The sequence below is a fragment of the Pararhodobacter zhoushanensis genome (assembly GCF_003990445.1).
In the GTDB taxonomy this organism is placed as follows: Bacteria; Pseudomonadota; Alphaproteobacteria; order Rhodobacterales; family Rhodobacteraceae; genus Pararhodobacter; species Pararhodobacter zhoushanensis.
The window spans coordinates 847544-859629 of record NZ_REEZ01000001.1; the positions used below are offsets into that span (position 1 = coordinate 847544).

10 protein-coding genes and 1 tRNA gene are annotated in these 12086 nt (G+C 65.0%); 3 read left to right on the forward strand and 8 right to left on the reverse strand.

Going from position 1 to position 12086, the window contains the following annotated elements; genetic code table 11:
- Nucleotides 1-12: 12 nt before the first annotated feature.
- The 3 genes from EAE28_RS04120 to EAE28_RS04130 all read right to left on the reverse strand — a co-directional run bounded on the left by EAE28_RS04120 (nucleotide 13) and on the right by EAE28_RS04130 (nucleotide 3796).
- The gene (locus EAE28_RS04120) at nucleotides 13-1464 is read right to left on the reverse strand and encodes an OmpA family protein (protein ID WP_127104535.1); all 1452 of its coding nucleotides are present in this window, start codon (nucleotides 1462-1464) and stop codon (nucleotides 13-15) included.
- Between the two features lie 75 nt (nucleotides 1465-1539).
- Nucleotides 1540-3069, reverse strand: a complete 1530-nt coding sequence (gene dacB, locus EAE28_RS04125) for a D-alanyl-D-alanine carboxypeptidase/D-alanyl-D-alanine endopeptidase (RefSeq protein ID WP_127104536.1) — start codon at nucleotides 3067-3069, stop codon at nucleotides 1540-1542.
- A 133-nt stretch (nucleotides 3070-3202) separates the two neighbouring features.
- Nucleotides 3203-3796 carry a nicotinate-nucleotide adenylyltransferase gene (locus EAE28_RS04130; protein WP_127104537.1) on the reverse strand — a complete coding sequence of 198 codons (594 nt, stop codon included), beginning with the start codon at nucleotides 3794-3796 and terminating at the stop codon, nucleotides 3203-3205.
- 233 nt (nucleotides 3797-4029) lie between these two features.
- Between EAE28_RS04130 and EAE28_RS04135 the strand changes: the two genes are divergently transcribed.
- Nucleotides 4030-6066 (forward strand): NADH:flavin oxidoreductase, encoded by a 2037-nt coding sequence (locus EAE28_RS04135; protein ID WP_127104538.1) that lies wholly within the window; start codon nucleotides 4030-4032, stop codon nucleotides 6064-6066.
- A gap of 125 nt (nucleotides 6067-6191) precedes the next feature.
- On the opposite strand, the gene EAE28_RS04140 is transcribed toward EAE28_RS04135, so the two are convergent.
- Nucleotides 6192-6596: a DUF2852 domain-containing protein gene (locus tag EAE28_RS04140; protein ID WP_127104539.1), complete on the reverse strand. Its 405-nt coding sequence runs from the start codon at nucleotides 6594-6596 to the stop codon at nucleotides 6192-6194.
- A gap of 419 nt (nucleotides 6597-7015) precedes the next feature.
- A tRNA-Leu gene (locus EAE28_RS04145) sits at nucleotides 7016-7101 on the reverse strand.
- Between the two features lie 141 nt (nucleotides 7102-7242).
- On the opposite strand from EAE28_RS04145, the gene EAE28_RS04150 reads away from it, so the two are divergent.
- Nucleotides 7243-7821, forward strand: coding sequence for a YqaA family protein (locus tag EAE28_RS04150; protein WP_127104540.1), 579 nt, complete (start codon nucleotides 7243-7245; stop codon nucleotides 7819-7821).
- The gene (locus EAE28_RS04155; protein WP_127104541.1) at nucleotides 7818-8282 is read left to right on the forward strand and encodes a disulfide bond formation protein B; all 465 of its coding nucleotides are present in this window, start codon (nucleotides 7818-7820) and stop codon (nucleotides 8280-8282) included. Before EAE28_RS04150 ends, EAE28_RS04155 begins: the two co-directional genes overlap by 4 nt.
- Here the strand turns inward: EAE28_RS04155 and EAE28_RS04160 are convergent, their stop codons facing one another.
- The 3 genes from EAE28_RS04160 to EAE28_RS04170 all read right to left on the reverse strand — a co-directional run bounded on the left by EAE28_RS04160 (nucleotide 8283) and on the right by EAE28_RS04170 (nucleotide 11797).
- Nucleotides 8283-8978, reverse strand: coding sequence for a GNAT family N-acetyltransferase (locus EAE28_RS04160; protein ID WP_127104542.1), 696 nt, complete (start codon nucleotides 8976-8978; stop codon nucleotides 8283-8285). It lies immediately after the preceding gene.
- A 120-nt stretch (nucleotides 8979-9098) separates the two neighbouring features.
- Nucleotides 9099-10874, reverse strand: coding sequence for an aspartate--tRNA ligase (aspS, locus tag EAE28_RS04165; RefSeq protein ID WP_127104543.1), 1776 nt, complete (start codon nucleotides 10872-10874; stop codon nucleotides 9099-9101).
- Between the two features lie 77 nt (nucleotides 10875-10951).
- Nucleotides 10952-11797: an ExeA family protein gene (locus tag EAE28_RS04170; RefSeq protein WP_127104544.1), complete on the reverse strand. Its 846-nt coding sequence runs from the start codon at nucleotides 11795-11797 to the stop codon at nucleotides 10952-10954.
- Nucleotides 11798-12086 lie beyond the last annotated feature (289 nt).

Genomic DNA, 12086 nt, shown 5'->3' on the forward strand with positions numbered 1-12086 from the left:
CGCCCTCTCCCGTCATTCGATCCAGCGCACAGCCGTGCGCCGGTTGGCCGCCCGGCCGGTTTCGGTGTTGTTCTCGCCGACCGGCTGCGTCGCGCCGTACCCCTGCGCTGTCATCCCTTCGGCCGGGACGCCCCGCGCCACCAGCGCGGTGCGCACCGCCTCGGCCCGGCTCTGGCTCAGCGTCAGGTTGGCCGCAGCCGCCCCGGTCGCATCGGTATGCCCGCCAATCTCGGCCCGCAGCCCCGCCATCACGCAGGCGCGCATCACCCCCGCCACCGCGTTCACCGCACTGCGGGCGCGCGCATCGAGCCGCGCCGAGCCGGTCACAAAGCCGATACGGTTCGCCGCCAGCGTGGCATCGGTGTTCTCGGCACAGTTCTGCACCGTCGGCGCAAACCCTGCGACGGGCAGCCAGTACCCGCCCGACAGCACCTCAGTCCGCCCGCTGAGCGCATGTACCCGCTCGCTGCCCTCCGCCGCCTCGGGCACCACCTGATTGAGATGCAGGGTCAGCCCGTCCGAGGCCCGCGCCAGATCCGCCCCCAGCGCAGCACCCAGCAGATCCAGATCCGCCCCGGCCCCGAACCCGGCATCCACCACCGTCCCGCCGGGCGATACCGCCACGTCCAGCGTCTCGACCTCGCCCAGCCATGGCGCCAGCGCACTTACCACCGGCGAGACCTGCCCCGGCTCGCCCAGCAAAGCCACCCGCGCGCCATCGTCGATGTCGTCCAGCCCCAGCGCCGCCGCCACATCGCCTGCGCTCACGCCCAAGGGCAGCTTGCCCTGCAGCCAAGGCCCCGCCTCAGCTGTATAGTGCAGCTGATACGCGGGCGGCGTTCCGTCATCGAGCACGTCAATCGCCGCAATGAAATCATACCCTTCTGGCAGAATATCCGCGACGGCGGCATGCGCGGCCTGCTCTTCGACCGCCGTGCGCGCCAGTCCCAACAGCGACAGACTGCGCCCGGACAGATCGAAATGCCCCTCTTCCAGAGCATTCAACCCGCCCAGCCCGGCCATCGCCGCCTCGGGCCAATGCGCATCAGGAGCACCGGCAGCCAGCGTCAGCCCGCTGACGCCCTCGCCCTCCAGCATCGCCCGCGCCGCCTCGGTCGGCACCGAGCCGCGCGTGCTCAACGTCCCACCGCGCCGCGCCACATGCAAAACGTAGGGATCGGCGACCGGCAACACCTCAAGCTGGTCCACCACCACCCGCCGACCGCGCAATCCATCCAGGGCAGCGATCAACGCGCCTTGTTCAACGGGACCATCGGCCAGCCCGGAAACGGTAATGTCACGCCCTGACACAGTGACCTGCACCCCGTGAACCGAGGCTGCGGCGACTGTCTGCGCGGATAACGCGATGCGCTCCTGCATGAACGGCGCGTATTCAGCCCGCGCCCACCAGCCCAGCGCCACCACGCCCGTTGCCAAAATCGCCAGCCCCGTCGCCAGACGCATACCCTACCCCACAATCGCCGCCCCCTATGCCTAGCACACAAGGATACAGACTCAATCGCAGGACGGCGGAACCAATCAGCTGTGCATTGCCGACCAACGCTCGATCACATCCTGCTGCAAACCCCGCGCCCGACCGGACCACGAGCGCGCCCCAACCGGACGCTCCCGCGTGTCATCGCTCAAGGCGGCCCGGCGCGGCAGGTCTGCGCTGACGATCGAGAACACCACCGCCCGCCCACCGCGCAACTGCGCATAGCCTGCCAGTGCCGAGACGAAATTCAGCGTGCCGGTCTTGGCGCGCACCTCAACCGGGTGCGAGGCAACCTCGCGGCCGTTAGCGTCGCGCATGGGATGCGCGCGCAGCAAATCGGGCAAAATACCTTCGCGCCGGGCGGCCAGCAGATACTGTGCCATCGTTCGGGGCGCGATACGCGACCCTTCGGACAGGCCCGAATGATCCAGCAAACCAAGGCCCGCAGCCCCATAGCGTTCGCGGATCCATCCGTTCATCCGCGACGCCGACGGGGCCAGCGCCTGCACCCCCGGACCCAGCCGCTGCGAGGCGGTCATGCCGACACACTCAGCGGTGATATTGGTGGAATACCTCAACATTTCGCGCAATATGCTGGTCAAGGGATCCGAACGATGTTCGGCCAGAACCTGCCCCGGCGCAACGGTTGCGCGGCGCGGCTCGGGCAGTTGGCAGCCCCGCGCCGCCAGCAATGCGCGAAAAACATCGCCCGCATAGGCACCCGGTCGACGCACCGGCAGCCATCGCGACCCCGGCGTCCCCAGTGCGTTGGCGGCAACCGTCCAGTGTTCGCGCTCACCGCGCACGTCATGGGTGTAGACCGGCATACTGCGCGCGACCGCCTCGATATCGATCATCGACACGCCCGGCGCTTCGGTGTTCGAGCGCGCATCCATCGACAGCGCGGCGCGACCGTTGGCAACCTCCCAGCCGAAATAGACGCGGTTGAAATTCAGGTTCAGGCCGCCGATTGCAGGGTTATAGCCAGCAGGCACAGGCTGGCCGTTGTCGATCTGATGAATGTCGGGCAAAGCGCTGTCGTCGACCAGAAACCGACCGTCAATCCGGCGCAGGCCCCGCTCGATCAGCTCATCGGCCAGGCGCGCCAGTTCGGCGGTCTGCAATGTCGGATCCCCGCCCCCGCGCAGAACCAGATCACCGCTCAGCGTGCCATTGGCGATCGCCCCGCCCCGCGTCTCAACCCGCGTGATGAACCGATACTCAGCCCCCAGCGTCTGTAGCGCATAGAGTGTCGTCACCGCTTTGGCCGTGCTCGCCGGCGGCATACGCAGATCCGCGCGGTGTTCTTCGATCACCGCGCCGGTCTCGGCGTCGAGCGCGACCATCGCGGTCTCTCCGCTCAGATTGGCGCGCTCGATCAGCGATGATAGTGAACCGCTGGGCGCGACGAGCGCCGCAGGTTCACCCGACAGTGCCGCAATATGACCCGGCGCCGGCCGCGCGGGTGGGCGCGGCGAGCGCGTCGGGGCCGAGGCCATGGCGGGTGCCGCCAGACTGGCGAAAGCACCGGCCAAAAGGGCCCGGCGGCTCAACTCGGTTCGGTCGCGAAACATACGAAACCCTTGCCTTGAAACGATGCAACCTGCCCTCTTTCGGGCCGCCACACCAAGTTTAGACCAAATATCTCAGTGTAAATCGGTTAATTCGCGGCGCAAAACCGGCGCGAACGGGACGCTTCGGCGGCACTTACCGGTCCGCACGCCTCGCCCGCAAGGCCGTAGACGAGTCATGCCGCATCGGCATGTCCAGGTAAACCCATGCCGGTGTTCCCTTGTGGGCCAGGCGTTTTGCATCACGCGTCGGCAACCGCCACTTGCGAAATGTCTGCGCCGTTGGCGAGGTCAGCGCGCGCAGCCGCTGTCCCGGGCGCGCCAGCACGGCCACCGGAACCCGTTCCATGATCTCGGGCCAGCGGTCCCAGGTGTGAAAACTGGCCAGATTATCCGCGCCCATCAGCCAGACAAACCGCAACAGCGGATACGCCTGTTGCAGCGCTTTCAGCGTGTCCGCCGTCGCCCGCGTCCCGAAACCGGCTTCAAGATCGGTGATTTTCACGCGCGGATGCTGCATCAGCGCGCGCGCAGCCGCCATGCGCTGTGCCAGCGGCGCCGGAGGGTTGGGCTTGATCGGGTTGCCGGGGCTCACCATCCACCAGATCTGATCCAGCCCCAGCCGTTTGAGCGCCTCAAGCGTCAGATGCACATGCCCTTCATGCGGCGGATCAAAGGACCCGCCGAGCAATCCGATCACCTGTCCGGGCGCGGCCCAGGGTCTGCCCATGCGGTCCCTCCTCGCTGGCAAGCGCGCACCATGCCCCGGATCGCAGCGCGCGCCAAGGGGGCCACGTACCGGCAAGCCGCTGTTTTCACGCGCTGCCTTCGACCGCTCACCCGTGCCGGTTTGAACGCCGCGGCGCCCTGAAGGTCTCTCCTCACCCTCGCAATGTCGCAATTGCGGTTGAGCGGCCGCGCGCGGGCGGGTCAGTCTGGTAGCACCCCAATGGCGAGCCTCCCATGTCCAGCGATCCCCTGTTGCAGCCTTTCCAGCTCAAGCACCTGACCCTCAGGAACCGGATCTTCATTTCATCGCATGAACCCGCCTATGCCGAGGACGGCATGCCCAAATCCCGCTACCGCGCCTATCACGTCGAACGGGCACGCGGCGGTGTCGCGCTGACCATGACGGCTGGGTCGGCCAGCGTGTCACGTGACAGCCCGCCTGCATTCAACAACATCCTCGCGTGGAAGGACGAAGTCGTCCCCCACCTGCGCGATCTCACCGACGCCGTGCATGAGGAGGGTGCAACGGTGATGATCCAGCTCACCCATCTGGGCCGCCGCACGCGCTGGGATTCAGGCGACTGGCTGCCTGTCCTGTCGCCCAGCTTCGAGCGTGAACCGGCGCACCGGGCGTTTACCAAGCAGCTTGAAGACTGGGACATCGAGCGCGTCATCCGCGACTATGCGGACGCCACCGAGCGCATGCAGGCCGGTGGCATGGATGGGGTCGAATTCGAATGCTACGGCCATCTGATGGACCAGTTCATCTCGCCGCTGACCAACCACTTGCCCGCGCCTTGGGGCGGCACGCTGGACGACCGGATGCGCTTTCCCTTGGCCGTGCTGCAGGCCTGCCGCGACCGCGTCGGCCCCGACTTCCTTCTGGGTGTCCGCTACGTGGCAGACGAGCGCCTGCCCGGCGGCGTCGAAGCCCCCGAAGGGATCGAGGTTGGCCGCCGCTTCAAGGCTTCCGGCCTTATCGACTTCCTCAACGTGATCCGCGGCCATATCGACACTGACCCGGGCCTCACTGACGTCATCCCGATCCAGGGCATGCCATCCGCACCGCATCTCGATTTCGCGGGCGAGGTCCGTCAGGCCATTGACATCCCGATCTTTCACGCTGCGCGCGTGCCCGATGTTGCAACAGCCCGCCACGCCATCGCCAGCGGCAAGGTCGACATGATCGGCATGACCCGCGCGCATCTGACCGAGCCGCATTTGTTGCACAAGATCATCACCCGGCAGGAGGACCGCATCCGCCCCTGTGTCGGCGCAAATTATTGTCTGGACCGCATTTATCAGGGCGGCATGGCCCTGTGCATCCACAACGCTGCCACCGGCCGCGAGGAAACCTTGCCACAGACAATCGCCCCGGCCCGCGCCAAGAAGCACGTCGTCATTGTCGGCGCCGGCCCCGCCGGGCTGGAGGCCGCACGCGTGACCAGCCAGCGCGGCCACAGCGTGACCGTGTTCGAGGCCGCCAGCCATCCCGGTGGCCAGATCAGATTGACGGCGCAAAGCCATCGTAAGAAGGAAATGATGGGGATCATTGACTGGCGCATGGCCGAATGTTCGGCGACAGGTGTTAATTTTCAGTTTAACACACTCGCCGACGAAGAAACCGTCCTCGCCCAATCCCCGGACATCGTGATCATAGCCACCGGCGGATTGCCCAACACAGCGGTGTTGCAGGCCGGAAACGATCTGACCCACTCTGCCTGGGACATTCTGTCCGGCGACGCGAAGCCGGGCCGCACCGTGCTTGTCTTCGATGATGCCGGCGACCACGCGGGCATGCAGGCTGCTGAAATCATTGCGCAAAGCGGCGCGAACGTCGAAATCATCACTCCCGACCGCAGCTTTGCACCAGAGGTCATGGGGATGAACCTGACCCCCTATATGCGCGCGATGCAGGCGCTGGATGTCACCTTTACCGTGACCTGGCGACTCTTGCGCGTCGAACGGCAGGGCAACCAGCTCAAAGCCCTTCTGGGCAGCGACTATGGCCCCGCGACGCAAGAGCGGCTTGTCGATCATGTCATCGTAAACCATGGCACCTTGCCGCTCGACGAGCTCTATTTCTCGCTCAAACCGCTGTCACGTAACCTTGGCGCGGTGGATCACGAAGCGCTCGTCGCCCAGCGCCCGCAAACCCTCGCGCCGAACCCCTTGGGACGCTTTCAACTCTGGCGCATCGGCGATGCCGTTGCATCCCGCAACACCCATGCCGCCATCCTTGATGCCCTGCGCCTGATGGCCGTGAATTGAAAAAGACGCGGCAGCCAATGCCACCGCGTGTTATCATCTTGTCTTAAATACTCACCGGGATTTTCAAGGGGGCCGTGGCCCCCTTGAAGCAGGGGGTCCGGGGGGCGGCAGCCCCCCGGCACCTGTTACATTGACGGCTCGACCGAGCGGGCCTCATCCGCCCGACGACGGGCGCGGTCGTCCATGAACTGGTCGAATTCTGCCTTGTCCTTGGCTTCGCGCAGCCGCTTGAGGAAGTCGGTAAAAGCCGACTGCTCGTCCTCCAGACGCTTGAGCATATCGCTTTTGTAGGCGTCAAAAGCCGCGTTGCCTGACGGCTGGTGCGCCGCCCAGGCGTGGCGATGGCTGCGGTGCGAGCGGTTGCAAGATTTGCCGAACATACGTTTTCCCCAGATCATGTAAGCGAGAAGAGCAAGGCCCACAGGCCAGAAAAAGATAAAGCCGAGGACCATGGCGGCGATCCAGGCACCTTTGCCACGATCGTCAAGCCAGTCTTCCGCGCGGCCCGGCCAAGAGGCGATGGCAGTCATTGCAGGGTCTCCTTTTGCTGCAGTGTTAATGTTATTTACATTTACATAGGTGGAGAAGGCAAGCGTCTTCTTCAAGAGGCTGCGAACGATTGCGTGTCGTTTTTCTTCGAAATGTTCGACGGGGCGCGTGGCACTCCCCCCCTCGCCGCCGGTCGTCGGGCGTATGCCAGCGGCCTAATCGCGGTGCAAAGGCGATCAGCGAAACGGCGAGCGGCGGCGAAAGCTGTGATGAATTAAGTCGACATTCAACAAGCTGACCCGCAGCCCGTGGTGTTGCACCCGCGTCGGCAGCGCGCGATCAACGGCGATCATGATTCTTCACCATTGCGGCTAAAACCGTTTCGCCGCTGCGCACCAGCATGCAGGCCGCGCGGCAACGAAACCGCAAGCCATTGTCTTTACAGGAAATAAACGGAAAATGGTGCCCGAGGCGAGATTCGAACTCGCACACCCGTTAGGGCGGAGGATTTTGAATCCCCTGCGTCTACCGTTCCGCCACTCGGGCCCGAAAATCGACTTAGCGCGGCGCGCGTGCAGGGTCAACGGGGCAGACGCGATCTGCGGCCCGCTTCCGCGCCAAGCCGCCCTTGACGTACCACATGGGCTGGGGCACGAGGGGAACAACCGCCCAACCGGAAGCCCCTATATGCTGCGTTCGCTCTATGACTGGACCCTGTCGCTGGCGTCGCATCCGCGCGCGCTGTGGGCACTGGCTTTCGTCGCTTTCCTTGAAAGTTCGGTCTTTCCGATCCCGCCTGACGCGCTGATGATCCCGATGATCATCGCCATGCCGCGACGCGCCTTCACCATTGCTGCGGTCGCGACCATCGCCTCGGTTCTGGGGGGCTTGCTGGGCTATGCGATCGGCGCGCTGGCCTATGAACAGATCGGCCAGCCGATCCTTGCCTCGCTGGGCAAGGCCGACGCGATGATCGAGTTCAACCAGCGTTTCGCCGATCTCAGCTTCTGGCCGGTACTGATCGCCGGGCTGACGCCCTTCCCCTACAAGGTGATCACCATCATGTCGGGCTGGACCGGCCTGCCGCTGGGGACCTTTATCATCACCTCGATTGTTGCGCGGGCGGGCCGGTTTTTCCTCGTCGCCGGGCTGCTCTATTACTTCGGCGCACCCATTCGTGACTTCATCGAGAAGCGTCTGGGCTTGATGACCGTGATCTTCGTCGTACTACTGATCGGCGGTTTCATGGCTGTGAGGTATCTGTGAGAGACTGGGCTCTGGCATCCCTGGCGGGACTTGGTTCAGCAGCGCTGCTCGGCGGCGCGCTGTTTTTTCAATACGTTGTGGGCCTCGCCCCCTGCGAGCTGTGCATTTTGCAGCGCTGGCCGCATCTGGTCGCCTTCATCATCGGGCTGATCGTCTGGTTCGTCCCCTCGGTCTGGCTGATGGGTCTGGGCGCGCTGTCCGCGGCCACCGCGGGCGGTCTGGGCGTTTACCACACCGGCGTCGAGCGCGGCTGGTGGGAAGGCCCGACCCATTGCTCGGGCGGCGGGGATATCAGCGCGCTGACGCCCCAGCAACTGCTGGATCAGGTGATGGCCGCCCCGGTTGTGCGCTGCACCGACGTTGCGTGGGAAATGCTGGGCCTGTCGATGGCCAGCTGGAACGCGATCTTTTCCTTTGGGCTGGTCGGCGTCTGGCTGATCGCCATGCGCCGCCGCGCCTGATCACCCTACAAGCGGATCTGTCGCGGCCAGAACGGGCCGCGTCAGGTCCATCAGCCGTTGCCGCTGCTGGCCGTCCGCGTCAAAATTCGCCGGATCGAGCCAGATCTCGAACGCCGCTTTCAGCGCCGGCCATTCCAGATCGATCGCCGCATACCACGCGGTATCCCGGTTGCCGCCCTTGACCACGCCCGCCTGCCGGAAGACGCCCTCAAAGCTCATCCCGAGCCGCTGCGCTGCCCGGCGCGAGGGCATATTGGCCGCGTGGCACTTCCATTCGAACCGCCGGTAGCCCGCCTCAAAGCTCCACTCCATCAGCCGGTAGACTGCCTCGGTCGATTCGCGCGTGCGCTGGAGCCGGGGGGCGAAGGTCAGCCAGCCCGCCTCGGCCGAACCGGCCCGCGGATCGATGCGCATCAGGCTGAGCGTCCCGCCGAGCCGCCCGTCCCCCATGCGGATCGCGTAATGCAACGGGTCCCAGCCTAGTCGCGCCCCGTCCAGCCACGCGGTATAGGCGGCCAGATCCTTGTGCGGACCGCTGGGCAGATAGTCCCACATCCCGCCGCTGGCATCCTCGGCGTAAGCGTCGAAGAGATCGGCGGCGTGTTCGCGGCCCAACGGTTCAAGCGTCACATAGCGCCCGGTGATCGCGGTACGGCTGGGCAGTTGTGGCGGGGTCCAGTCTGACAGGTCGGTCATGGCGATGCTCCGGGCTTTGTGCGCCCATCCTATCCAGCGCGCGCGCCGCGTCACGCGAAAACGCGAACGGGGGCGCAGGCCCTTTGGCCGCGCCCCCGCTCGCTCGGCCCAGAGGCCGGATCAGTCTTTCGGCACCACGCGCAGGCGCAGTTCGCGCAGCTGCTCGTTGGTCGGGTCCGAGGGCGCGTTCATCATCAGATCTTCGGCGCGCTGGTTCATCGGGAACATGATGACCTCGCGGATGTTGGCGGTGTCGGCCAGCAGCATGACGATCCGGTCGATGCCCGCAGCACAACCGCCGTGCGGCGGCGCGCCGTATTTGAACGCCTTGACCATGCCGCCGAAACGCTTCTCGACCTCTGATGCCGGATAGCCCGCCAGCTCGAACGCCTTGAACATGATCTCCGGCTTGTGGTTGCGGATCGCGCCCGAGACCAGCTCGTACCCGTTGCAGGCAAGGTCATACTGATAGCCCAGCACGTCCAGCGGATCGCCTTGCAGCGCCTCCATCCCGCCTTGCGGCATCGAGAACGGGTTGTGGCTGAAGTCGATCTTGCCCTCGTCGTCCTTCTCGTACATCGGGAAATCGACGATCCACGCGAAGCGGAAGGTGTCGGTTTCCGTCAGACCCAGCTCGCGCCCGATCTCGTTGCGCGCCCGGCCCGCGACGGCCTCGAACTGCTCGGGCTTGCCGCCGAGGAAGAAGGCAGCATCCCCTTCGCCCAGACCCAACTGCACGCGGATCGCTTCGGTGCGCTCAGGCCCGATGTTCTTGGCCAAGGGGCCCGCCGCCTCGGTCTCGCCGTTCTCACCCTTGCGCCACAGGATATAGCCCATGCCGGGCAGCCCCTGCTGTTGGGCAAAGGCGTTCATCCGGTCGCAGAATTTGCGCGAACCGCCAGTTGGCGCGGGGATTGCGCGGATCTGGGTGCCTTCGTTTTCCAGCAGCTTGGCGAAGATCGCAAAGCCGGAACCGGCGAAATGCTCGGACACGACCTGCATCTTGATCGGGTTGCGCAGGTCGGGCTTGTCCGAGCCGTACCACAGCAACGAATCCTTGTAGGCGATCAGCGGCCAGTCGGTATCGACCTTCTTGCCTTGCCCAAATTCCTCGAACACGCCCTGAATCACCGGCTGCACGGCGTTGAACACGTCCTGCTGCTCGACAAAGCTCATCTCGACGTCGAGCTGGTAGAAGTCGGTGGGCGAGCGGTCAGCGCGCGGGTCTTCGTCGCGGAAGCAGGGCGCGATCTGGAAGTATTTGTCGAAGCCCGACACCATGATCAGCTGCTTGAACTGCTGCGGGGCCTGCGGCAGGGCATAGAACTTGCCCGGATGCAGGCGCGACGGCACCAGAAAGTCGCGCGCGCCTTCGGGGCTCGACGCGGTGATGATCGGGGTCTGGAACTCGTTGAAGCCGATGTCCCACATGCGGTTGCGGATCGAGCGCACCACGTTCGAACGCAACATTATATTGTTGTGCAACCCTTCGCGGCGCAGGTCGAGGAAGCGGTAGGTCAGGCGGGTTTCTTCGGGGTAATCCGGCTCGCCGAAAACCGGCAGCGGCAGATCGCCCGCTTCGCCCAGAATGCGCATCTCACGCACATAGACTTCAATGCCACCCGTCGGGATCTTGGCGTTGACCAGCGACGCGTCGCGCGCCTTGACCGTGCCGTCGATCGAGATGACCCATTCCGAACGCACCTTTTCCAGCGCTGCAAAGGCCGGGCTGTCGCTGTCGGCGATCAGCTGCGTGATGCCGTAATGGTCGCGCAGGTCGATGAACAGCACGCCACCGTGGTCGCGCACGCGGTGCACCCACCCCGCGAGGCGAACGGTATCGCCGACATGCGCAGTGTTCAGATCGGCGCAAGTATGGTTGCGATAGGCGTGCATCACGGACTCCGGGTCAAGGCAATTGGACTGCCCGGATACACAGTGTCGGGCGTTGGAAGTCAAGCCCGAGGGCGTCTTCAGGCCTGCGGCGGCGGGCTGGCACCAAAGAACACGCCGTCGTCGAGCACTTGCGCCACGGTCTCGCGCTTCACCATTGGCTGCTGGCCGGCATAGGCATAGGTCAGCGCCAGATCGCACAGCTGGTTGATCAGCCGTGGCACGCCGTCGGTTGCCTGATGGATCAGCTCGGCGGCCTGACGTGAAAAGATGTTGGGATTGCCCCCGGCATGCCGGATACGCGAGGCGATATAGCCCCCCGTCGAAGCGGCATCGAGCCGTGGCAGATGATAGCTGGCCGCGACCCGCTGGGCGAATTGCACCAGATCCGGGCGACGCACCATCGCGCGCAGCTCAGGCTGCCCGACCAGCAGCAGTTGCAGCACCTCGTCGCGGCCTGCGTTGATGTTGGTGAGCATGCGCAGGTCTTCCAGCGCGTCGCGGTTGAGGTTCTGCGCTTCGTCGATGACCAAGAGCACGCGGTTGCCCGCGTCGTGCTCGGCCAGCAGGAAATCCTGAATCACCCCAAAGGGATCGCCGTCGCCCCCCTTGGGCGCGCTCAGACCCAGCGCCGCACAGACCCGCCGCATCACGTCATTCACGCCGGGCCGCGCATTCGAGATCATGCCAATCGTGACCGCATCGTCCAGACTGTCGATGAAATGATGCAAGAGCGTCGTCTTGCCCGCCCCGATCTCGCCGGTCAGCAGCGTGATGGGCGCGCGGGTCGACAGGCCGTAGTCCAGCATCGCATAGGCACCCCGGTGTTCGGGCGACCAGAACAGATACTCGGGATCAGGGGCCAGCGCGAAGGGTCTCTCGCGCAGCCCGAAATGATCGAGATAAAAGTTCAATGCCTGTGCCATGCCCGGTCCGGTTATTCCTGCGCCCCGTCCCTGACAACAGGGCGCGGCGTTCTGCGAAGGGGATATAGGGCAAGTTTGTCACCAATACCAAATTCTCGCGGCGCTTTCGGGGCACGAAGGCGACCGGCCGACGGGCAAAGTGATTCGTCACACCCACATCCCTTGGTTGCATCGTCACTTTCTGCACCCGCATTGGTCCGTGCGCCTCACCCCAGCATGCGCGGTGCCTGCGGACCTGACGTTGCGGAACCGTTGCCAAATTTGAGACGATTCTCGCATTTTTTCACGT